The 19,968-nt window shown below is 50.2% G+C and carries 27 protein-coding genes and 1 pseudogene; 7 read left to right on the top strand and 21 right to left on the bottom strand.

The annotated features are described in order from the left end of the window. Positions 1-29: 29 nt before the first annotated feature. The 5 genes from ACO0LD_RS28485 to ACO0LD_RS28465 all read right to left on the bottom strand — a co-directional run bounded on the left by ACO0LD_RS28485 (position 30) and on the right by ACO0LD_RS28465 (position 4,316). A complete protein-coding gene (locus ACO0LD_RS28485) occupies positions 30-461 on the bottom strand; it encodes a hypothetical protein (RefSeq protein WP_423012349.1) in 432 nt (143 codons plus the stop codon). Positions 462-766: 305 nt separating this feature from the next. Continuing rightward, positions 767-1,984: a YbfB/YjiJ family MFS transporter gene (locus ACO0LD_RS28480; protein ID WP_423012347.1), complete on the bottom strand. Its 1,218-nt coding sequence runs from the start codon at positions 1,982-1,984 to the stop codon at positions 767-769. Positions 1,985-2,241: 257 nt separating this feature from the next. Next, entirely contained in the window at positions 2,242-2,856 is a 615-nt protein-coding gene (locus ACO0LD_RS28475) for a hypothetical protein (RefSeq protein ID WP_423012345.1), read from the bottom strand. A 193-nt stretch (positions 2,857-3,049) separates the two neighbouring features. After that, positions 3,050-3,655, bottom strand: coding sequence for a DUF4240 domain-containing protein (locus ACO0LD_RS28470; protein WP_423012343.1), 606 nt, complete (start codon positions 3,653-3,655; stop codon positions 3,050-3,052). 196 nt (positions 3,656-3,851) lie between these two features. Next, on the bottom strand, positions 3,852-4,316 hold the full coding sequence (locus tag ACO0LD_RS28465) for a hypothetical protein (RefSeq protein ID WP_423012341.1): 465 nt from the start codon (positions 4,314-4,316) through the stop codon (positions 3,852-3,854). 435 nt (positions 4,317-4,751) lie between these two features. Between ACO0LD_RS28465 and ACO0LD_RS28460 the strand changes: the two genes are divergently transcribed. The 4 genes from ACO0LD_RS28460 (at position 4,752) to ACO0LD_RS28445 (ending at position 7,077) form a co-directional block, all read left to right on the top strand. Next, positions 4,752-5,177 (top strand): ExbD/TolR family protein, encoded by a 426-nt coding sequence (locus ACO0LD_RS28460; RefSeq protein WP_423012339.1) that lies wholly within the window; start codon positions 4,752-4,754, stop codon positions 5,175-5,177. Positions 5,178-5,217: 40 nt separating this feature from the next. Next, positions 5,218-5,595 (top strand): hypothetical protein, encoded by a 378-nt coding sequence (locus tag ACO0LD_RS28455; RefSeq protein ID WP_422973589.1) that lies wholly within the window; start codon positions 5,218-5,220, stop codon positions 5,593-5,595. Positions 5,596-5,818: 223 nt separating this feature from the next. After that, positions 5,819-6,241, top strand: a complete 423-nt coding sequence (locus tag ACO0LD_RS28450; protein ID WP_423012337.1) for a hypothetical protein — start codon at positions 5,819-5,821, stop codon at positions 6,239-6,241. 101 nt (positions 6,242-6,342) lie between these two features. Then, the gene (locus ACO0LD_RS28445) at positions 6,343-7,077 is read left to right on the top strand and encodes a lysozyme inhibitor LprI family protein (RefSeq protein ID WP_423012335.1); all 735 of its coding nucleotides are present in this window, start codon (positions 6,343-6,345) and stop codon (positions 7,075-7,077) included. A 468-nt stretch (positions 7,078-7,545) separates the two neighbouring features. Here the strand turns inward: ACO0LD_RS28445 and ACO0LD_RS28440 are convergent, their stop codons facing one another. Then, positions 7,546-8,112, bottom strand: coding sequence for an NUDIX hydrolase (locus tag ACO0LD_RS28440; protein WP_423012333.1), 567 nt, complete (start codon positions 8,110-8,112; stop codon positions 7,546-7,548). A gap of 188 nt (positions 8,113-8,300) precedes the next feature. Here ACO0LD_RS28440 and ACO0LD_RS28435 point away from each other — a divergent pair, with 188 nt between their 5' ends. Then, positions 8,301-8,684 (top strand): DUF3592 domain-containing protein, encoded by a 384-nt coding sequence (locus ACO0LD_RS28435; protein WP_423012331.1) that lies wholly within the window; start codon positions 8,301-8,303, stop codon positions 8,682-8,684. A gap of 79 nt (positions 8,685-8,763) precedes the next feature. Here the strand turns inward: ACO0LD_RS28435 and ACO0LD_RS28430 are convergent, their stop codons facing one another. The 15 genes and pseudogenes from ACO0LD_RS28430 to ACO0LD_RS28360 form a co-directional block, all read right to left on the bottom strand. Then, a complete protein-coding gene (locus ACO0LD_RS28430; RefSeq protein ID WP_423012329.1) occupies positions 8,764-9,657 on the bottom strand; it encodes a hypothetical protein in 894 nt (297 codons plus the stop codon). 166 nt (positions 9,658-9,823) lie between these two features. After that, positions 9,824-10,603 (bottom strand): hypothetical protein, encoded by a 780-nt coding sequence (locus ACO0LD_RS28425; RefSeq protein ID WP_423012327.1) that lies wholly within the window; start codon positions 10,601-10,603, stop codon positions 9,824-9,826. A gap of 110 nt (positions 10,604-10,713) precedes the next feature. Further along, the gene (locus ACO0LD_RS28420; protein WP_423012325.1) at positions 10,714-11,136 is read right to left on the bottom strand and encodes a hypothetical protein; all 423 of its coding nucleotides are present in this window, start codon (positions 11,134-11,136) and stop codon (positions 10,714-10,716) included. Between the two features lie 16 nt (positions 11,137-11,152). Further along, positions 11,153-11,575: a hypothetical protein gene (locus tag ACO0LD_RS28415; RefSeq protein ID WP_423012323.1), complete on the bottom strand. Its 423-nt coding sequence runs from the start codon at positions 11,573-11,575 to the stop codon at positions 11,153-11,155. After that, entirely contained in the window at positions 11,526-12,689 is a 1,164-nt protein-coding gene (locus tag ACO0LD_RS28410; RefSeq protein ID WP_423012321.1) for a hypothetical protein, read from the bottom strand. Before ACO0LD_RS28410 ends, ACO0LD_RS28415 begins: the two co-directional genes overlap by 50 nt. A gap of 189 nt (positions 12,690-12,878) precedes the next feature. Beyond that, positions 12,879-13,190, bottom strand: coding sequence for a hypothetical protein (locus ACO0LD_RS28405; protein ID WP_423012319.1), 312 nt, complete (start codon positions 13,188-13,190; stop codon positions 12,879-12,881). A 258-nt stretch (positions 13,191-13,448) separates the two neighbouring features. Further along, complete coding sequence (ssb, locus tag ACO0LD_RS28400) at positions 13,449-13,886, bottom strand: single-stranded DNA-binding protein (RefSeq protein WP_423012317.1); 438 nt, start codon at positions 13,884-13,886, stop codon at positions 13,449-13,451. 32 nt (positions 13,887-13,918) lie between these two features. Then, positions 13,919-14,047: a hypothetical protein gene (locus ACO0LD_RS28395; RefSeq protein ID WP_423009173.1), complete on the bottom strand. Its 129-nt coding sequence runs from the start codon at positions 14,045-14,047 to the stop codon at positions 13,919-13,921. Next, positions 14,044-14,358, bottom strand: a complete 315-nt coding sequence (locus ACO0LD_RS28390) for a hypothetical protein (protein ID WP_423012315.1) — start codon at positions 14,356-14,358, stop codon at positions 14,044-14,046. The genes ACO0LD_RS28395 and ACO0LD_RS28390 overlap by 4 nt, the downstream gene beginning before the upstream one ends. Next, on the bottom strand, positions 14,355-14,645 hold the full coding sequence (locus tag ACO0LD_RS28385) for a hypothetical protein (protein WP_423012313.1): 291 nt from the start codon (positions 14,643-14,645) through the stop codon (positions 14,355-14,357). The genes ACO0LD_RS28390 and ACO0LD_RS28385 overlap by 4 nt, the downstream gene beginning before the upstream one ends. A 386-nt stretch (positions 14,646-15,031) precedes the next feature. Then, complete coding sequence (locus tag ACO0LD_RS28380) at positions 15,032-15,247, bottom strand: hypothetical protein (RefSeq protein ID WP_423012311.1); 216 nt, start codon at positions 15,245-15,247, stop codon at positions 15,032-15,034. An 824-nt stretch (positions 15,248-16,071) separates the two neighbouring features. After that, entirely contained in the window at positions 16,072-16,494 is a 423-nt protein-coding gene (locus tag ACO0LD_RS28375; protein ID WP_423012309.1) for an SRPBCC domain-containing protein, read from the bottom strand. 184 nt (positions 16,495-16,678) lie between these two features. After that, positions 16,679-17,245 carry a GNAT family N-acetyltransferase gene (locus ACO0LD_RS28370; protein WP_423012307.1) on the bottom strand — a complete coding sequence of 189 codons (567 nt, stop codon included), beginning with the start codon at positions 17,243-17,245 and terminating at the stop codon, positions 16,679-16,681. A gap of 280 nt (positions 17,246-17,525) precedes the next feature. Further along, a complete protein-coding gene (locus tag ACO0LD_RS28365) occupies positions 17,526-17,750 on the bottom strand; it encodes a S24 family peptidase (protein WP_423012305.1) in 225 nt (74 codons plus the stop codon). A 1-nt stretch (position 17,751) separates the two neighbouring features. Continuing rightward, positions 17,752-17,916: pseudogene (locus tag ACO0LD_RS28360) on the bottom strand (IS6 family transposase); the annotation flags it as partial. Positions 17,917-18,316: 400 nt separating this feature from the next. On the opposite strand from ACO0LD_RS28360, the gene ACO0LD_RS28355 reads away from it, so the two are divergent. Both ACO0LD_RS28355 and ACO0LD_RS28350 read left to right on the top strand, forming a co-directional pair. Continuing rightward, positions 18,317-19,114, top strand: coding sequence for a hypothetical protein (locus ACO0LD_RS28355; protein WP_423012303.1), 798 nt, complete (start codon positions 18,317-18,319; stop codon positions 19,112-19,114). Between the two features lie 103 nt (positions 19,115-19,217). Continuing rightward, positions 19,218-19,964, top strand: coding sequence for a metal-dependent hydrolase (locus ACO0LD_RS28350; RefSeq protein WP_423012301.1), 747 nt, complete (start codon positions 19,218-19,220; stop codon positions 19,962-19,964). Positions 19,965-19,968: the final 4 nt, after the last annotated feature.

Genomic DNA, 19,968 nt, shown 5'->3' with positions numbered 1-19,968 from the left:
AAATTTGCTATTTGCCATAGAACGCTGAGTCATGTATTGTGAATGCGCCGTATCCCAAAGTAAGGGTCATCAACAGTATCCCCAAACTCCACAATAGCAGACGCTATTTCTGTCTTGATTTCATCCTTCAGTTCATGCGGATTTGTCAAAATCACTTTTGAAAAAGCATTTGTTAAACCAAGTCTGGCAATGATACCCATTAATGCCTCGGTAGAGTCCAGTGAATCTTTAGACCATATTTTCAATACGAGCAGATCAAGCTGATGCCTGAATGTGTCGGACAATAGTGAGTAACTATTCCACTGCCTGTCTGCCAATTCGAACAAGGCAGACATCAATATGTCGCTGTCTTGGTTTTCTGGTGCTGACTTGATTCTTTCGATGATACATGCAAACTCATGCTCAAGTTGATGGTATGTCAGTTCGTCTGGAAGTGCAGATATTCGGTCGAATTCATCCATGCTGGCGTTGCTTCAGAAAAAATTGATGCAGTTATTGTATGCCCTATCTCCAATCTTCTCCACTGATTCACTCGCTACTGATTGAAAGCCTGATATAGGACGCTTCCCAATCCAATCGAGTGCCTATTTTTCTACAGCATTGAAAATTTTCTTCCTGGGTGTAGGAAGTGTAATTTATTCAGGAATTGCCATATCCTGGCAAGGAACATCTGCGCCGTGCACAACGTACACATGCGGCGCATTGCAATGCGCCTCCCGTTACGGCTACGGCTATCCATTTTCAAGCATCGCCGTCACATTCATGATCAGGCATCCATACTCTCCAAAGGCTTTTGCTGCCATGCCAGTATGCCGCCCACAAACAGCGTCAGGCCAGAAAATATCAGGCCTCGTTCCAGCCCGCCAGTGCCGTCGGCGATCCAGCCCACGATGGTGGGGCCAACGATCTGGCCCAATGCAAACACGGTGGTGAAGGCGCTGATGCCTGCGGACCATGCCTCAGGCCTGGCGTTATGCCGCACCAGTGCGGTGGTGGATGCCACTGCGGACAAAAATACTGCGCCAAACAAAATGCCGGATGCAAATACGGCAAAGACATTGCTGCTCAGTGCCGGCAGCAAGGCTGCCAGACCCGCCAGCGAAGTCAATATCGCGAGTGACTGCCCGCCCTTGTAGCGGTCCAGCATGGCAGCCCAGATACGTGATGAAGCCAGCACCGCCAGGCCTAGCAAGGAGTAAAAACCGGTGATGGCTGGCGCTGGCATACCCTGTTCTTTCAACAGGGCGACCACAAAGGTCATATAGCCTATGTAGCCTGCTCCGAACATGAAGTAGCCAGCCAGGCCAAAGCCAAACGCCTTGATGCTGAACGCGCTTCTGGCCCCGGCCTGGCCAGGCAAATCCTGTATGGCCCTGACTGGCAGGCTCATGACGATGGTCGCCAGCAGGCACACAGCGCCCATCGCCAGCCAGGGCCATTGCCAGGCATGTTCGACATGCTGCGCCTGCGCAGCCGCCAAGGTCGTAGGAACCAGCAAGGCCGACAGGGTAATGCCAAAGCCCGTGCCGCCGTAATACAGCCCTATCAATAAACCAGCCCGCGCTGCATGTAAACCACCCAGGCGCGAAACCAATACACCGCCCGCGATAAAAATCAATGCACTGGAAATGCCCGCCAGTATGCGTTGCAACAGCAAAAATCCGGTTGCAGTGACCATGCCCGACACCAGCATGAATATGCCAGTCAGCACAGCGCCACTCGTCAGCAGGCTGTGCGCACGATAGCGCCGCATGAGCATGGGCGTGATCAGTGCACCCAAGAAATAGCCGAGCGCATTACCGGTATTCATCACCCCTGCCAGCAGATAAGACCAGCCGAGGTCGGCACGCATGGGTGGCAGCAGCAGGCCGTAAGAAAAGCGTGACAGGCCCAGTGCAATTGCCGCCCCCAGCGACAGCGCCAGGGCGGTCAGGATGGGGCGTTGTTGCGGAAACTGACTGAACGTTCCTGACATTACGTACATTACTTACACCTAAAAAGTGGGGCTAGCTCTGCAGCCAACATGTTTCATACTCATGCATTCTATCGATAGTGTCCTGATGTACAAAACGCAATTTACACATGTGTTCGGTGAGGTGCAGGTGTTCGGGGGCTGGATCGTCGCCACGGCAAGGCAGACTGCTCCGCCGACTGAAGCTCTGGCGAGTATCTGAGGCGACGGATAAAACAAGCCGGGCTAAAAATATTCGCCCCTCATTCAAGCCTATACAAGCCATGGCTTTACTTAAACCGCAGCGCCCTCAACAAAAGTATCGCTTCACTGTCTGCGTTTTTATCAGGCGAAGGTGGTCCCCAGCCTTTTTCTCTCGGCATCACCATGGGGCCATAGCTTGTACCAACGATATGGTAGGTTGTTTTACCGTTGACAAAGATATAGTTCGACGACACATGGTGCGGCTTGTTTTGGACTGACACTTGCTGGAAATAATGCAAGAAGTTACCGAGGGTTTTACTGTTTGCCAGTTGCGACAAAATAATGTCTTCGTGCTTATCAAGAGCACTCTTGATCGTTTTTAATAACTCTGCGCTGTCGCTGCCCACCGGTGATGGGAAGGTGATTACTTCATAGGTGAAAGGGAATATGCGCCCCTTTGACACAATTTTCACTCCTTGCACCTGCTTACTCCCATCAGGAGAAAACTCAGAAATTTCCAGAGGTTTTGGGTCCAATGCTTCGATCTCGCCCAGATCAAGGTTGTAGGGCTTGTCTTTAAAAATCGCTGCCGTCTCAGTTGCTGCCGTTGCCGCCGTTGCTGCCGACGCTGTCGGTGCAAGCAAGGCCAGCATCAGCAATATCAGGAAGTGGGGTAGAGCTTGCAGACCTGGAGTTTTCATTGATCAACCTCGTTAGTGAATGATAGCTGTTGTCCATGTGGAGTTAACGCTTCAATAAGGGTAAATCTAATCGATGTTGAATGCATATGCCTGGACATAGCAAGCAACTTGCTGATTTTTTAAGGCTGGCCCTGACATGATACTTTCGATGATGCATGCAAACTCATGCTCAAGTTATTGTATGCCCGTATCTTCATTCTTGCCCACTGATCCCCTCACTATTGATTGAAAATCTTTTATAGGCCGCTTCACGATCCAGCTGACTGGCCAGGTATTTGTTCCACAGTAGTGGGAATTTTTCTTCCAGGGTGAGGTAGGTGTAATCCTTCCAGTTGAACTCTTCAGGCTCTATATAATTTTTTTGGGGTTCGGATGTTTTAGGCTCATCAAATATTTCCCTGCCCGTTACTTTTTCATACGCTTTGTAGATGGCATAACAATAGGACTCATCATAAACATCCGGGTCGCCATCACGATCATGGACAATATCCAATCTTGCCATACTGTCTGGATTAAGCAGCGCCTGTTCATAGGCGGCTTGGCCCATAGAGACCAACCAGTAACGGAAATATAAAAATCCATCATCAGACATATAATCCTGGTTTAACAGACTACCCGCGCCATACACATCACCAATATCCGCTTGATTTACGAGCTTGTGGAAGTGAATATCAAATTCGGCGATGAGCTCAGGCGACAGTTTGCTGAGATGGTATTCGAGGTCTTCGGCACGATAACGCTGATAGCGCGCCGTGCGATTGGTGACGGCAACGATGTGCCAGAAATCCTGATCATTCATGAAGATGCTGCTGCTTGTTTATCGTATCGCTATTGTAAGGCAGCGTTGATATTATGAGATGACGAATGCGGTAGCATAACGAAGTCCATCGCATCGGCAGTAGGGTGAGCCGTGCGCACCGCTTTTTATCTCCCGTGATTCACGGACATGGTGCGCACGGCGCACCCTATAAAGCATCAACCAGCATCAATCAGCATCAATCCACAAATTCCGTCTTGAAATCCCAGGCATCAAAGCCACCTACATTGGCTGCAATACCGCCCGTGTGTTCCAGGAAAAAATGCACGGTGCGCAAAAACTCGCGGTAGTCTTCAAGTGACGCTGCCCTGATTTCAAATGAGGCGACGCACAGGTTCTTTGCTTCTTGCACGCACTTCTTTTCTTTATACTGGCCTGCATCACGGTATTGAAAATAGCGTGCCAGTTCATGCGTGGCATCCCCACTTTTTTCGCGGTGTACATACAAATGAAAGTCACTATTACGGCCATTGGCATAATGCTTGGTCAGCTTGAGCGTAGTCCACTCCCTGGACTCGTCATCGCCATAAAAATCACCATCTGAATCAAATTCTTCTGCTTGCCAGAACGCCGGACAGAAATCATCTTCGCCTGGCATGGCGACGTGGTCATACAGAACGATGATTTCAGAATAGATTTTCATGCTTCTCGCCTTTACCGGGGTCGGACTGACTTATTTCTACATTCTTCGCAAATATAATGCCACAGTCCCCAGAACTTGTCTTAGAACATCAAGATGAATTTCTTTTGCCCACCCGCCTGATGCTAAAAACGCACAAGCATGGGCTGGCTTGTTGCCCGATAGTACAATGCACACTGGCACTGACGATAGGTGCTTGCTATTGCCATGCATACATATGGCCATTTAACATTGTGCTGGTGAGTGCTTGCTGGTGGATTGCGCATGCGAATGCCGATGGCGACGCAGGGCAGTTTTTGCACGAGCCAGCTGCCATGCTACCCCGTTTTCGTCACTTCAGATTGCCCTCTTTGCAACAGCCGTACAAAATGTGTAAGATGAGTGCAGCAGCATAGTAATACGCGATGATACGCAACACTACACGATCAGGACAAAGGCATGATGAACACACTGGCGGCCCGGGCTACGCACAGGGAAGATGAAGTCTTGTTGTCGCTGGACAGCACGCCCATGATAGGTATCATGCTGGCGCTGATCGCCATGCTGGTCATGACTGTACCGCCAGAAAGGCATTTCCTTGACTATGGCGCAAGCGGTTGCGCCTTTTTTGACCAGAATGCGGATACCAATTTCGTTGACATTGATTTCGATGGCAGCTTGCAATTGAATGGCGAGGTACTCACGGAGAGACAGTTGGAGCAGCGTTTTCAGGCACTCGCGCTGCGCCAGGACCGTCGCCAGTTTATCTTTCTGCGTGCCAGCCATGCTACCACCTACCAGCAAGTGACCTCAGTGCTGGCATCGACCCGGCGCCATGGGCTGGACTACGTCAACATCATCAACGACGGCCTGCTGCCTTCCTGAGTAAAGACAACAATTTCATCAAGTACGGAGAAACCAAATCATGAGCATGGTCTTATGGATAAAACTCGACAGCGATAGCGACGACATGGCACCCGATGACCTGGGTTACCTGCTTGACGAACTCGAAGATATCGATGCCCAGTGTGAAGAACTGGGCGTGCAGCCGCTAAGTGAGTTTGTTGATTATTCGGACGTTGAATACAACATGAGCGAAGACGATCTCGATGAAAGCTGGCTGGCCGAAAACGCCAAATGGGTCAATCCCACCGAATTACTGACCAGCATACGCGCACTGGAAGCTGCCCTGACCGAATCAGGCGACAACAATGAAGTGCTGGAAGAATTGCAGATCATCCTGTTGCGCTGTATCGAAGCAGAAAACAAAGCCGCGCAAGTGCGCCTGATTGCGGTGATGTAAAAACGACTGCGATAACCAGTGCCAGTAGGGTGCGCCGTGCGCACCAGCCTTGATTACGATAATCACTCTTGACATGCCACGATGGTGCGCACAGCTGTTTGGTGGACGTCACTCGGTAATGCCGGCAGTTGTTTGAAAGCACAAAGAACCAATGCATATAGTTAAGCAAGCTGTTCAATTCATGATACGCCTAATTGTAAGTGCACTCCTGCTGCATTCCTCAATGGTACTCGCCAATGAAGTGCAGTTGTCTCTGCAAGAAAAAGACGGGATCCCGCAAACGAATTACATAGTGAGCACACCTGATATCAAATTGCATAAAATTGCATCAATTACTGGTTCAGAATTGCCCCAGATAGAAAGGTATATCTCAAAAAACCGGAAATTGATACTTGATGAACTTGTTTTGGCCGACGCCGATGAAATCTTGTTTCAATGCGAATTGGATGGGATCGATATTGTTGTAGTTCGTGAAGAATATAATTCTTTTTTGGGCCCACTCAAATTGCTCAGCGCCATGAGCGGACACCCAATCCAGGTCGATAAGATAATTTTGATGGTCATAAAGAATAATGCAGTCGCTGAGACGAAAGAAATCAAAAGAAAGGAGTCGGTGTCTCGTTGGCTTGCACGTGTTTACAGATGAAAGAGGTTTCGGACAGCTCTTAATGTCTTTGTGCAAGAATCATTTGCCTTAAAGATTCTTGAAAAGTAACTTTTAGTCTTCAAACAATTTTAAAAAAATCTATGCACAAATTTTTCACTCTCGCTTTGTTCTCCCTTCTTGCCAGCACAGCCCACGCCGCCAGCTTTGACTGCAGCAAGCCCACCAAGCCAGTGGAACGCATGATATGTGAGACAAACAACTTGTCCATCCTCGACGAGCAATTGGCCGGTGCCTACAAGGCCGCAATGAAAGCGGCCAGCCCGGCCACAGGCACCAATACCACCGAGGTACTCAAATCCAGCCAGCAACGCTGGCTGCGCACGACACGTGATGCCTGCAAAAATGTGCAATGCCTGGAAAAGGCCTATGTCGGGCGTATTGTGTTCCTGGTGCAGTGGAATGAAGATGCACCGGCAAATAGCAAGATCGATGGCAAGCTTGATGGTAACTACGAATTCAGCCATGACATGGAATTTGCCAATGGCACACATACGATCGCACAGGACTGCCTGACCATCAAAAGCACAGGTAATGACCAGGCGCAGGTAAGTACCGTGCTGACGCAAGCGAATGGTCACCTCTGCAGTCTCAAGGGCAAGTTTGCGCTGGCTGGCAATGTGTATAGCTATTTGCCAGGCAAAGGCGAATCTGATATCCAGAACTGCCAGATCAAGCTGACCGTCAAACACCATCAGATCGTTTTGTCAGCCGCGGGCGATGGATGCAATTCACGCTGTGGTGCCCACGCCAGCTTTGCGAATGGTGCCAGCTTTTTGCGTACAGACAAGGCTAAACGAGCTTGTGTGGCGGACTGAGATTTGTCTGGCAACTGAGCGCACTGCGGATAGTCTGAAGTAGGGTGCGCCGCGCGCACCACAGGTATCACTCGTTTCAGCTCTTCGCAAATCATTTCACGCATCTGCTGTTAAATTGTATTGCAGGGTAATGCAGGACAATGTTGGCAACGCGCATAAGCCTGCCACCCGTCATGCCGGACTTGATCCGGCATCCAGTGTCGTTAGTCTTCAAGCCATGCGGTGTTTTATTGCGAGGACAGTAGCAGGGCAGTGCATTGCGATGCAGTGAATAAATGCGATATCAGTACATAAACAAAGCCGCTGGATGCCGGATCAAGTCCGGCATGACGGGATTGGGGCCGTTACGTAAAATGGATGTACGGAGGGTTTGCGGCATTCATGCGGACACTAATCCCTCAAGGTGAGCAGGGGCGCTATAACACACTCTACACACTCTACACACGACCATATCTTTGCCAGCGTCATTCATTTGACCGCCACTACATCCGCAAACCCGGATGCACCCAAACTCTTCCTCGCCATCCTGGCGACTGACACATTACCATCTTCTGCCGCCAGCGTAGCCAATGCCACCCAGGCCAGGTCATGTGATTCTTCGCTCACATTAAAATCCACATGCTGGGCCTGGAATAAAAAGCGCAAGTCGTAGTGATAATGCGCAGGTTCGCTGCCTCTGGCGGGGATGGGGTGTACATCCACATCAAATAGTGCCGTGCTGACTAACTGCAAATCAGTCATGCCGCTTTCTTCCCTTGCCTCGCGGGCGGCAGCGGCCTGTATGCTGTCATCATCGTCTTCGGTATGTCCACCCAGTTGTAGCCAGCGATTAAGTTTCTTGTGATGTGTCAGCAAGGCGGATTTGCCGTCTGGCGAGAGTATCCATGCAGATGCCGTGACATGCCCCGTCAATGTGGCGCGGCTGCCGCAACTCGCGGTGGTGCGCACAAAGTTCAGCGCGTTTGCTACATGCGCGGCTTCAGTGGCGTCGCTGGGTTGATGGGCGAGTAGCAGGGTGATGAGCGGGTCTTGCATGATGCAGTCTGAGTTTCAAAATGGAGATTATAGCGGAGGGCTGCTGGCCTGTATCTGTTGCAGACGCCTTTGTATTTCGGTCGCATGAGTTGCGGTGCGGTGCGGTACGTTGCGCAAGCAGATGTTGTTGCCGCCATCATCATGATGCTACACTCGCATCATCAAATAGATAAGGCGGAGACGTGAGCATGGCAAAAAAGGGTATTCTTTTCAAGATCCTCGGCGTGGTCGCCGGTATTGCATTCATGGCGGCGGGTTTCTCTGAGCGCTCATCCATCGCGCACATGAAATCCATAGGCAAACCCGCTGTCGTTGACCCCATCAGCAATTACACCAAACGCAAATCGATCTACACTGCCGAATTTAGCTTCACCACAGAAAAAGGCGAAAAAATCACCGCCAAGCATTCCTTCCCTTCTGAACTGGTCGCCGATTTTGAAGCTGGCAGGCCGGTCAGTGTGTTGTATGACCCCAGTCATCCACATGAGTTTATCTTCGAAAAAGAAAAAGCATCCTGGTATATGGTGCTTGGTGGAATTGCCTTTGCTATTGCCGCGTTGTTGTTTGCCTGAGTGACGAAATTGCGCTTTTTAGAGGCGAAGAATCAGTTGGTCAAGCTGCAAGAAGCCTTGCCGGGACAAGTAAAGAAATTCATTTTTTCCAATGTTGCTGCAGCAAGCGTATCACTGCCAAATGCCTGTCTGTCAGCTCGGTATAGCATGATGCGATGTCTTCTGCTTCATCGCCTTCGGCCAGGCGACTCTTGATGAAATTAACGCTGACCTGGCTCCCTGAAAACATAGGATTGCCGTACTGGTTGATCGTTATCGCATCATCAAGGCTGTGCGGCCTTAACATATCTTGGTAATATTTTTCTTGCACATCGCTTTTAAGCTGCAAGACGGATGCTTGAATCTCAATCGGTGTCTGTACAGGTGCGGGTAACTCCTTGCCATTCAGCATGACAATTTTCTTTGCGACTTTGCCATTCTGCTTGGCTGATGATGCAGTCAATTGCAAATCTGCATAGCGCCTGGACAACAAGCTTAATAATTTCCTGGGCATGGCCAGCGATAGTTCAAAAATAATGTCTGTGCGCTCGTCCTCAATGACGATCACAGCGTCAGAAACATCTTCACTTATTCCCCAGTATTGTTTGCACCAGGTGCTGGCATGTCCATGTCCATAGTGGTCGAGGTTGGATTTGAACAATTCTCCAAGGGATAGCCTGGCCTCACCAAATTCACCCAGGGCCTTGACACAGTTCAGCACTTGTTCTTTTGTTGCAAGCGGAAACGGGTAGCCATAACTTGCCGCCGCTTCCTTGAACATCCAGCGGCCAGTCAGAGTATGCGAGTCCCCATATAAGGCAGCATAGCCATCGTCGACAAAATTATTGAACTCGAAATTCAGAGCAGCCGGCATGTGCACGATAGACGTGAATGAAAACCGATCTTCTGCCAGATGATTTTCAAAAAACAATTTCAACGATGGGGCTGGTCCTTCTACCCGCAAGTGCACGTCGTAAAAATCTATATATGCCATACAGGCTTCCCCTATTTTTTTGAGGCAATTGCAAGAATTAAAAACACCAACAATGTGCGTATAAAATCATCATGTCCGGGTGAGTAGAGCAGGCAGGGTATGTTTCTACAACTCACCCAGCGCACTACGTACTACGTACTTTACCTCTGCAGCACCAAGCTACATATTACTTACTACGGCCAGAAATATATAAAAGCGTTTTAAGGTCGTCTTCACTGGCGATGGTTCTTTTAAAAACACTGTCACTATCAATGACGCAGCTGGTATTCCTGTTGTAATAAAGCATCAGGCTGATCTCGCCTTGTGCCGGACATTCTGGTGCAGTGTCATATCTCCTGCCCAGCATGGATGATGTGCCTGCATGTCCCCAGGACCATTTCGCGCCAAATGCATGTGTCAACAGTGGATGGCCAACTTCATGTGCCGCAGTCATGGCATACGAGCGCTCAGGGTCAGGTCCGTCGTTTTCATCGTAATACAAAGTGCCAGTAAAAAACGGATATGGATTGCGGGAGCGTCTGCTCAGGTTGCCAAACAAAGGGCTTCCCGGGTTTGCCAGTGTCAGGGGCATGCCCTTTGTTGATCTTTCCGGCCTTACCCTGACATCCCATTCTTCACCCTTGAGCGTGATGGTTCTGCTCCAGTATTTAGCAATGCCTTCATCAGCCAGCTCCGCATATTTTTCAAACTGAGCATCACTGGGTTTTGTGGCCAGCCCTGCCATGCAGATAAAACCGGATGGCTTGCCATAGTTCATGCGCAAGCTGATGTGGATGATTTTATGCTCATCATCCATGCTCGCAGTGGCATAAGCCAGTGGGCGCTTGCTGCCCTTCAGTATCTCGTCATCATCTACTGCGCTGATAGGGTGTGGCCTGGCTCGATATGGGGCAGGCAGGGTAGCGCCAGGATAGTTGTTCTTGCCAGTGCGAGAATTATTTGCCATATCTTTGATTATCTACACTGGAATATCTGCCGTCAGCCGTCAAATAAACGCCAGCATTTTTGGATATGGAAGTCCCGATAGGGGAAGTGCGCTTAACAAATATTGCCTGTTCAGGGATGTTTGCCTGCTGGCTTTTTTTCATCGCTACATACGCGCTGAAAGCCTTCTTCATTGATTGCCATTCTATAAAAGATCATGCTTCGACCATTATTTTCCTGTAAAGGAGGCGTGCTGAGCCTGCTCAGGGGCACTTTTTTTCCACAAATCTTGATGGTAGTACCATATAACCAGCGGTAAAAATTGGAAACTTGTTCTCCGTTTGTGATGTACCCATTTTGGTAGGTATCTCCCGGGATTATTTTTTTGCATTCTGTCGGACTATGGTCGCATATCTCGACTGCCTGGGCAGTTGAGTTGACTACAGTGAAGAGGAGATCGAATTTTTGCTCCGAGGCTTGTGCTTCCGGCGTGTTGAACAGCAGATTACTTGCGACGGCTAGCAAAATGAATGAGTGTTTTAACGTCGTTTTCAATGGCGATACTCCTTATTCAAAGGGGCTTTCCTGTAGTCTGCTTGGTATTTCGGCATAGTTGCTGAGTGCTTTCTTCAGTGATGCTCATTCTGTAAAAGACAATAGCCCTATCATTTTTTTCCGACACCGGCGACGTGATCACCCTGCTCAGTGGCATACTTTTTCCACAGATCTTGATGACGGTACCATATAGCCAATAATAAAAATTGGGAATTTGTTTTCCGTTTGTAATTTGCCCATTTGTGTAGGTATCTCCCGGAGCGACAGCTCTGCAATCAGGTGGACGAGTGTCACAAAAATCGATGGCATATTTTGTCGAATTGAGTACCCTGAATTCGAGATCGAATTTCTGTTCCCAAGCTTGGGCTTTCGGCGTATTGAACAGCAGATTACTTGCGGCGGCCAGCAAGATGAATGAGTGTCTTAACGTCGTTTTCACTGGCGATACTCCTTGTTAAATATTGGTTCCGATTTACCTGTGGATTATCATTGTAGTACTGCATGAGATTGATTTCTCCCTCTATCGGATAGGGGCGTGCTTTTTCATAAGTATTACCATAGAAAGTTGATGTACCTTCATGTCCCCAGGAATAATCTTTATTGCGTGCATCTGTTAATACTGCATGCCCAAATTCATGTCCCGCAGTTCTCTTGAGCATGGCATCTGCATCAGTACGATAATCTGTATCGTAATACAATTTTCCTGACCCGGTTGGATATGGATTGCTCGAGCGCTCACTCAAATCCCCATATATCTTGCTACCAGGATTGGCCAGGGTGAAAGGCAAGCCATCTTTTGATCTTTCAGGCCTTACATTGACTGTCCAGTCTTCTCCATTAAGATTGATTTTCCTGCTCCAGTATTGCGCGATACCCTCATTCGCCAGTGTCGCATATTTTTCAAACTGTTCGTCAGTCACCTGTTTGCTCAAGCCAGTGAAACGACTGAATAAAGACGGTTTCTGATAGTCCATGAGAACTTTGACGTTGATGATTTTATTTTTTTCATCAATCTCTGCGTTGGAGTAGCTAACAGGTCTGTCTCTTCCCTTGAGTATTTGATGCCCATTATATGGCGTGATCGGATGTGCATTCCCACCAAATGGCAAAGTCCATGAGCCATCTGAATTCTGTACTTCTGGTATAGACGGATCATTACCCGGAATTTGTTCCATAGGATTGCGGAATCGGGCATCTTGTCCTTTGGCGCTAAATTCATTTCCCTCTTTTCTTGCATGGGTATCGGTAAAACGACTTAACAGACCTGTTTTCCTTGCCTGATTTTTCTCACCAGTTGATTGCTCGGAATAAGCACTGGTCTGATTGCCTTGACTTGCTGGCCCATCAATGCTGTCGTCTGGCGAATCTTCCAATCCCTCGCCGTCTTCTCTGTCAGAGAAGGTAAGGCCTTCATTGCCAACTTCCGGGGACTGTTCAGTATCATCACCTGCATCATCGCCAGCCGCCATGGCACGCAATAGCAAACCTCTGACCGGTGCGATCGCTTGCGTGTCCGGGTAAGGCGATAAACGGCTTGTTGAGAAATCCTGCATGGCAGACGGAAAATTGGGGCTGGCCCAGTCATTGGATTGTTCGCCGTCTTCTTCTTGTGTATCGATGAGGTAGGGCAGGCCGTCTGGGCCTATGATGCGTTTCATTGCCATAATGTTCCTGTGGTGATGTTTTTTTGGTTTATGTGTTGCCTGCGTCTATCAGGCTAAATGCCATGATGGGTATGGGCGTCAGGCTTCACCATACAGCGCGATCATCAGCGGATCTGTGCGGCGGATTTTTTCTGCGCTTGGCTTGATCTGGCGGGTGTAGATGGTGGGCGCAGGCTTGCCGCTGTGCCAGCCAAACTGCAGCTTGCTGCGGCCACGGTTATTGGGGATGGCGCGTTGTACGACGTGACCAGAAAAGCACAGGTCCGCAACCAGCTTGCGCGCATAGTTTTCTGAAGTGCGCAGCTCGCGCATGATGTCTTCAATGAAGAGGAATTTGTCACTCAGGATTTGCGCTACCTGGGCATAGCGTACGGCGATGTCGTTTCTCATGATGTGTCCTTTCGGCGGTTGTTTGGGTTGTTACTTCCTTCCCCTTGAAGGGAGAGATTGTCGGGGTTTCGCAAAGCATGCTTTGCGCCGGCCAACTCTAAGCAGCTTGCAGGCTGCCCAGTGGACGGCTTGGAATAGGGATGGATTCCGGTTGATTAATTCGTCATCAAATTGCATAAGAAACCCATCCCCACCCTGACCCTCCCCTTGAAGGGGAGGGAATTGCTACATTTTTATCTGTGCGGTCTTTACTGCTGATCAGAAAGGCAAATCATCATCCATGTTGTCCCAGGTTTCAGGCGCGCGGGCTGGCTGGCGGGGTCTTGCCGGTGCGCCATCCGGTCCATCTGCCTGGGACGCTGATCTGCTGTTCAACATCTGCATGGTGTCGCCGCGTACTTCGGTGATGAATTTTTCTGCGCCATCCTTGTCCTTGTATTTGCGTGTGCGCAGGCTGCCTTCGATATAGACGGATGCGCCTTTTTTGAGGTGCATGCCCACCACTTCTGCCAGGCGGCCAAAGAAGCTGATGCGGTGCCATTCAGTACGTTCTTTGCGCTCGCCCGTGGACTTGTCTTTCCAGCTGTCGGCGGTGGCAATGGTGATGCTGCTGATGGCTTCGCCACTGGGGGCATAACGGGTTTCAGGGTCGCGGCCCAGGTTGCCGACGAGGATAACTTTATTGACAGATGCCATGTGTGTTGTCGCCTTGCAGTAAGAAAAATCGTTCAGTGTTGCAGTGCTGTCTTGCATGCCGCCAGGCGGCTGTAACCTAAATTCCTGATCATGCGATAGACCGCACACATGATGCGCACACGCATGTGCAGGTGGTTGATGAGGGCGTGTGTATCGTTCATGTGCTGGTTTTCTCTAAAGATTGGCAAAGTAGACGCAGGGCTTGTGCTTCATCGGCGGCAAACCAGTGATTATCTTGTGGCAGCTTGGCAGCCAGGGCCTGTGCCTTGTCCAGCAGCTCTGGTGCCATCGCCCACAGGCGGGCGTTGGCAATGGCTTCGTCGGACGGTTGCAGGGCATCCGGGTTGCAGATATTGCCGCTGGCGTCGTAATGCGCTTCGGTCTGCCAGCCATAGGCAATCGCCATGCACTGACTGCTGCGCGCATCGAACAGGGCATTGCCGACGGCATGTAATTGGCGGCTATGTTTCATTGCACACTCGCGCCAAAGCCGGTCATGCGTTCTGCCTCTTGCACTAGTTGGTGCAGGGCGCTACGTTCAGTGTGCTGCTCTTTGATTTTTGTGGTGAGCTGTGAATTCACTGATGCACTCACCGAGGCATGCAGTGTTGCTGCAGCCTGGCTGGCAGGCGCTGCCTGTTGTTCAGGCTGGTCTGCGCCCGGCACTTTGTCTTCTTCATTATTGATGATGCTGAGCACAGCGCAGATGACGATATACGCCAGGGCAGTGACCAGCCAGTCTGTCAGGGATGTTTTCATACTAGTCCTCACAAAATTTTGGGCGAGCGCGTACACATGCTAAAAAACGCACTCGTTCTCGTGTTAAAAAATCGGTGTTAATTGTTGGATATAAATCTGCTGGGTAAAACTTGGGTGTAACGCTTTGGTGCAAATTCGTTGCTGCTTTAGCTGGCCATTGCGGCTGGCTGTTGTTGCTGATGTTGATGCTGAAAAAACTGGTGACAATGTGATGCGCTGGCCTTGCCCGCCGCGGGTGAACGCGGCAGCAGAAGATGCAAGGCCAGCGCAGACAAGGTGCCGGACGCTGACCCCGGCGAGCGTGAAATTGGCCGCGACCCGATTTCACCAGCGTATACTTTTGTGTTTTCTATGCGATCACATGCATAGTGTTGTGATTATTGAGATTACTGCTGCCAGTCCAGTAAAACCTTTGCCATCATCCGGCCAAAGTTTTCATACCGCCCCTGGTCCAGCATGCTGGCCATTTTCTCGCATTGTTCCATGCTGCATTCAGCAAAGGCGTCGATCAGGTTTTGCCCGTTCATCAGTACCGCAGAGGGTGTAGTGGCAGGCTGGGCATAGTAAGTTTTAGGCAATCCGAAATAAGTTTGCGTGCTCATTTGTCGCTTTCTTTGTTTGTCTGACCATGTATAGAACTATACGCTTCCGTATAATTCGTGTCAATACGAAATTGTATTAAAAAGTATGATTTCGTATGGAATTGTTGGTTATATGTAAACGTGGAAAGTGCTGGATTTGGTATAAGCGCGGTTTGCTCATTGCGGGTGATTCAAATCCGATTGAATTTGACGACACCTGGCTTTTATCAGCATTTTGGCTTCAATCACCCCATGCAGGATTCGCCTTTGTCGCTGTTCTTGCCGTTTGAAAGTGTGCGTGGCCTGATTTAAATAATACCTGGAATGATTTCTGCGAGCAGGGGGCGCACTGTGCCAGATATGGTACGTAGAGTTTTTTTTAAATCATTCCAGACATTGATTAAATCCGTGACGTAGGGCGCATTTTAATGCGCCGCATGGCAACGTCGTACACGGCAAAGGTAATTTATCTGCGGGCGCGAAGATCACATGCGGTGCATTGCAATGCACCCTACCTTATGGCTCCGTTGCAGAGCGTCGGTTTGCTGTGTTCTCCATCTCAAAAAACGATGCAGGCAGCCTGACATGATGCGTACAGCTTTTTAAATTCATTCCAGACATCGATTAAATCCGTGACGTAGGGCGCATTGTCATGCGCCGCATGTCAACATAGTCCACGGCAAAGGTAATTTATCTGCGGATGCGAAGATCACATGCGGTGCATTGCAATGCACCCTACCTCACGGCTCCGTTGCAGAGCGTCGGTTTGCTGTGTTCTCCATCTCAAAAAACGATGCAGGCAGCGAGCATGGCGCAGGCGCGGTGAGCAAGGCGCCGGGTACTCTCTAATTCCCCACGACTTCCACCGACAATCGATCAAGATTCTGTTCATTCGCCGGCACCACAATATGTTCAATCTGGCTGGCAATCTCCGCGTTCTCAAAAGCCTGTGACCACGATACCAGGGTGCCGGTGGCGGATGCTGCCAGGCTGATTGTCAGGCGAAACCTGGGTTCAGAAACATGTTGCACGACGACCTTGCCGGGCGCTTCTATCTCGGCAAACTGGCTTTCGTTAAGATAGTTTTTATCGTTAGGCCCGTGCATGACAAAAGACCACTGGCCACCAGGTTTGAACTCGAAAATGCTGAAGGTATTGGTGAAGCCTGCTGGCCCCCACCAGCGTGCCAGGCGTTGTGGGTCGCTGATGGCGGCGAAAATTTGTTCAGGGGTGGCGGGTATCTCGCGGGAGGTGGCGAAGGTGGTCATGTGCGTCTTCCTTGGTGTAGTGTGGCAAGGCTTGAAATGTAGTTTGCTAAGTGCCGTATCAAGGCTGCGGCATTCCTTTATCCAGCCTGGATGATTTTCTAAGCCACAGTTGAACAGGTGGATTGCTGTTGTGCCGAATACGCTGAATCTGCTGCCAAGCATACCCTGTTAACCAGTGATGATGTCAAGCAAGCGCGTTCGCCGCCTGCCATTCATCCCGCAGCAGGCCAAACATCCAGGTGTCCTTGATCTCACCCTTGAACTTCCAGCGCTGGCGCAGCAAGCCTTCCTGGGTAAAGCCCAGCTTCTTCAATAACTGGGCAGAAGCGGGGTTGCGCGGGTCGACTTCTGCTTCTATGCGGTTGATACCCATCTCGCCAAAAGCATGCTTGAGCAAGGTGCGCACGGCTTCTGCCATGTAACCGCCACCCCAGTGCGATTGGGCCAGGGCGTACCCGATTTCAGCCCGTTCACTGTCAGTATCAAAACGAAACAGCAGGCAAGAGCCGATGACCTGATTGCTCTCTTTCTCAACGATCACGCATTGCAAGGCGCTTGCCTGCGCCGCCATGTCCCTGGCGCGCTGATACCAGCTATGGGCAGCGAGTGTATCTTCCCAGGTGATATAGGGTAAAAAGCGGGTAACGGTATCGTCAGAGAACACCTTGAACAAATCAGGCAGGTCGCCTTCTTGTATGGTGCGCACGATCAGGCGCGGGGTGTGGAGTGCGTGAGAAAGCGTCGTTTGCATGAGTGTCGAGGAATCTGCGCAAAACTGCCCCAAGCTATTGTCTTCGGCGCTACGGTGTTTTGGGGTTTCAGACGACCTGTTGTCTGCCAACGAAACCAACCGTCCTTGCAAGGATGGTTTCCCAAAGCGATAGACTTGCCGGAGCAATTTTGCGTAAGTCCTATTTAGTGAGGAAACAAGCAGAGCTTAGCTTTAAATTACTTATCATGGCAAATGAATATGAAAAAAAATGGCTGACAGGGATTTGACATATATATAGTCAATTCCCCGCAGCACCTGATCAACCACCCTGCCTGTAAACAAAGCGCCCAATAATCTTCAGCAAGCCCACATTCTCAGGCGTGATGCGTTCATCAGGATAAGTGCGCTTGTCGGGGTTACGGCTTTCCAGTACCCAGGTGCCGTCGATTTCGCGGCGCAGTTGCTTGATGCGCAGGCCGTCGATTTTCTGCTCACGACCAAACGCGATCTGGCTCCGCGCTTGGTTCTCCTTATTGCGACACAAGCAGAAAGCGAACCGCCCATCGATTGATCGACGAATGGTCAGGCAACACGCCGCGCGCCTCCATCATTTCTTCCAGATGCCGGCAGCTCTGCAGGTAGGCCATGTATCAGCATATGCAGACCAGGATCGCATCGATCGGGATGCGCATCCCTTTGAGGTTGAGCATGTCGATTCGTCCAGCGTTCTGGCTCCGTAGTCTGCCTGATCGGGCATTGACGGTTTGCCATTGCGACAGAACCCGTTGCGAGGGGACGTGGCTGTCAATAGCGGGTCTGTTGACAGCGAGTCCAACGCAGTCAAGAACGCATTATCAGGGAAATCCTCCGGGAGTTGGCCGCATCTATTCTTTGTAGGTGCCTTGCCGCGCAAGCTTGTCACATCGCGCTGGCTAAGATACCTGCATTAGCTGCACAGGGTATGCAAATAGACTTGCACTGTATCCCTATTCGCATTACTCGCATTGCGCATTTAATCTTATTTTTAAATATGTTTTAATAACATTATTAATATATTTTATAAATATTACGTAATTAAAAACTGTCATAAGGAGGTAATGATTTGATTCTATGCTCGGCATCTTCGTTACTTTAGTCATCCCCATTCTCATGCAACTGACGATTGTCCCGCGCTTTCTTACTATCGACGATATCTCTACGTTATTGGAACTCGAATCCCTGCAATGGACATCAACCCAGGCTGCCAATGCCGATATGCTGCGCAAGCGCTTGCTTGATTATCCCGAATTATGTATGGGGGCTTTTTGTTCCCGTACTGGCAAAGCGCTTGCATCACTGTTCATGCGACCGATTTCGCAGCGGGAAATTGCGCACGCACGTCGCTGGGAAGACTGTGCAGTGACAACACACGATAGCATAGAAAAAAAGACCAACAGCCTGTTCGGTATCAGCCTGACGAGTGTGGAGCCACACGCAGCGGCAGCGCTGTTTTCATTTTTCTGGCCGCATGCATTGAAGAATGGGTGGCGTCAGGTTTATCTTGGCTCACCGATTCCGGGCTTCAAACGCGCGCTGGAAAATAATCCTTCGCTTGATGTCACCGCCTATGCACATACTCGTCGCGGCAAGCGGCCGCTTGATCCGCAATTGCGGTACTACCATGGCAAAGGATTTACCCGTATTGTTGCCGTGCTGCCAGATTATTTTCCCCACGATGCCTCGCTTGATCACGGTGTATTGATTCAAGGGACTGTGCCACTTTCGCTACTGTGTCCTGTGTGGCAGCGTCTGCCATTCAAGACCTTGCGAGTGATACTCGACTGTATCACGCGCGTCGAGGACATCTATGCAGAATATACCAGGCCACACCCTGGGCTGAGTGACATGCCAGCCAGTGAACAGGTGTAGCAATGATGAAAAAAAACCAGATGAAATTCCAGGCTGCTCCGCATCACTGTCGTGCACTGCAGTCGGCTCTTGCAACCCTACGTCTGGTCAGGAATTTCGTGTGATGAGCACATCCGCAAACCAGGCAGCAACAGAGCTGCCCACGCTTTGGTGGAATGACGGCGATGCGTTCCGTTCCCGTCTGTTCGACGCCATTTCGCTATTACTTCCCTGTGGTGAACATTTCGTCGTCATCGCTGTTAACGACTGGCTCAACACAAACTCGCACAATTCTTCCAACCCGCGACTGCAATACGAAGTACAGCGCCTGGTCAAGGAAGAGCAAAGCCATTCGCGCGCACATCGCCTGTATAACGAAAGAATGGCCGCCCATGCGCCAGCGCAGCGACTAGAGCAACGTATTGAGTCAGCCATGCAGCAAATGGCCGGATGGACACTACCGACCCGCATCGCTTTTGCTGTCGCGTTCGAACAGTTGACTGTGCTGCTGGCAGAGCAGGTGTTGCGGCCACACAATGCATGGCTGGGGCAGAACGACACGCAACAGACCAAGCTATGGCAATGGCATTGCAAGGAAGAGATCGAACATCGCTACGTCGTGCAAGAGGTGGCAGATGCGATGAAGATAGGGCAAACCTGTCGCGCATTGATATTTCTGGTAGCAGCATGTTATCTTTTTACGGACATCACCATTGCGCTTGCAAGCTTGCTGTGGGCCGACATACGCGCCCGACGTGTCGGGGCGGCACGCGTGAGCTTGCAAGCCGCCTCTTTCATCGTGCGTGCCACCCCCAGTTTGCTACGTATGGCTGGGGCTGGCCTGCGCCATGTCGTCATGATGAAAAGCTGACGTG

The organism is Undibacterium sp. Ji83W (assembly GCF_049340385.1).
In the GTDB taxonomy this organism is placed as follows: domain Bacteria; phylum Pseudomonadota; class Gammaproteobacteria; order Burkholderiales; family Burkholderiaceae_D; genus Undibacterium.
Note: the sequence above shows the minus strand (reverse complement) of the source record. Positions and strands in the feature narration are given on the sequence as shown.

What these genes read in the sequence shown, in the direction of transcription:
- ACO0LD_RS28480 (WP_423012347.1), bottom strand. Translation starts at nt 1,984, where the DNA reads ATGTACGTAATGTCAGGAACGTTCAGTCAGTTTCCGCAACAACGCCCC.
- ACO0LD_RS28410 (WP_423012321.1), bottom strand. Translation starts at nt 12,689, where the DNA reads ATGCAGGATTTCTCAACAAGCCGTTTATCGCCTTACCCGGACACGCAA.
- ACO0LD_RS28370 (WP_423012307.1), bottom strand. Translation starts at nt 17,245, where the DNA reads ATGCAAACGACGCTTTCTCACGCACTCCACACCCCGCGCCTGATCGTG.
- ACO0LD_RS28435 (WP_423012331.1), top strand. Translation starts at nt 8,301, where the DNA reads ATGGCAAAAAAGGGTATTCTTTTCAAGATCCTCGGCGTGGTCGCCGGT.
- ssb (WP_423012317.1), bottom strand. Translation starts at nt 13,886, where the DNA reads ATGGCATCTGTCAATAAAGTTATCCTCGTCGGCAACCTGGGCCGCGAC.
- ACO0LD_RS28440 (WP_423012333.1), bottom strand. Translation starts at nt 8,112, where the DNA reads ATGCAAGACCCGCTCATCACCCTGCTACTCGCCCATCAACCCAGCGAC.
- ACO0LD_RS28380 (WP_423012311.1), bottom strand. Translation starts at nt 15,247, where the DNA reads ATGAGCACGCAAACTTATTTCGGATTGCCTAAAACTTACTATGCCCAG.
- ACO0LD_RS28470 (WP_423012343.1), bottom strand. Translation starts at nt 3,655, where the DNA reads ATGAATGATCAGGATTTCTGGCACATCGTTGCCGTCACCAATCGCACG.
- ACO0LD_RS28375 (WP_423012309.1), bottom strand. Translation starts at nt 16,494, where the DNA reads ATGACCACCTTCGCCACCTCCCGCGAGATACCCGCCACCCCTGAACAA.
- ACO0LD_RS28350 (WP_423012301.1), top strand. Translation starts at nt 19,218, where the DNA reads ATGAGCACATCCGCAAACCAGGCAGCAACAGAGCTGCCCACGCTTTGG.
- ACO0LD_RS28430 (WP_423012329.1), bottom strand. Translation starts at nt 9,657, where the DNA reads ATGGCATATATAGATTTTTACGACGTGCACTTGCGGGTAGAAGGACCA.
- ACO0LD_RS28445 (WP_423012335.1), top strand. Translation starts at nt 6,343, where the DNA reads ATGCACAAATTTTTCACTCTCGCTTTGTTCTCCCTTCTTGCCAGCACA.
- ACO0LD_RS28475 (WP_423012345.1), bottom strand. Translation starts at nt 2,856, where the DNA reads ATGAAAACTCCAGGTCTGCAAGCTCTACCCCACTTCCTGATATTGCTG.
- ACO0LD_RS28485 (WP_423012349.1), bottom strand. Translation starts at nt 461, where the DNA reads ATGGATGAATTCGACCGAATATCTGCACTTCCAGACGAACTGACATAC.
- ACO0LD_RS28390 (WP_423012315.1), bottom strand. Translation starts at nt 14,358, where the DNA reads ATGAAACATAGCCGCCAATTACATGCCGTCGGCAATGCCCTGTTCGAT.
- ACO0LD_RS28405 (WP_423012319.1), bottom strand. Translation starts at nt 13,190, where the DNA reads ATGAGAAACGACATCGCCGTACGCTATGCCCAGGTAGCGCAAATCCTG.
- ACO0LD_RS28385 (WP_423012313.1), bottom strand. Translation starts at nt 14,645, where the DNA reads ATGAAAACATCCCTGACAGACTGGCTGGTCACTGCCCTGGCGTATATC.
- ACO0LD_RS28395 (WP_423009173.1), bottom strand. Translation starts at nt 14,047, where the DNA reads ATGAACGATACACACGCCCTCATCAACCACCTGCACATGCGTGTGCGC.
- ACO0LD_RS28425 (WP_423012327.1), bottom strand. Translation starts at nt 10,603, where the DNA reads ATGGCAAATAATTCTCGCACTGGCAAGAACAACTATCCTGGCGCTACC.
- ACO0LD_RS28465 (WP_423012341.1), bottom strand. Translation starts at nt 4,316, where the DNA reads ATGAAAATCTATTCTGAAATCATCGTTCTGTATGACCACGTCGCCATG.
- ACO0LD_RS28450 (WP_423012337.1), top strand. Translation starts at nt 5,819, where the DNA reads ATGGTACTCGCCAATGAAGTGCAGTTGTCTCTGCAAGAAAAAGACGGG.
- ACO0LD_RS28455 (WP_422973589.1), top strand. Translation starts at nt 5,218, where the DNA reads ATGAGCATGGTCTTATGGATAAAACTCGACAGCGATAGCGACGACATG.
- ACO0LD_RS28460 (WP_423012339.1), top strand. Translation starts at nt 4,752, where the DNA reads ATGATGAACACACTGGCGGCCCGGGCTACGCACAGGGAAGATGAAGTC.
- ACO0LD_RS28355 (WP_423012303.1), top strand. Translation starts at nt 18,317, where the DNA reads ATGCTCGGCATCTTCGTTACTTTAGTCATCCCCATTCTCATGCAACTG.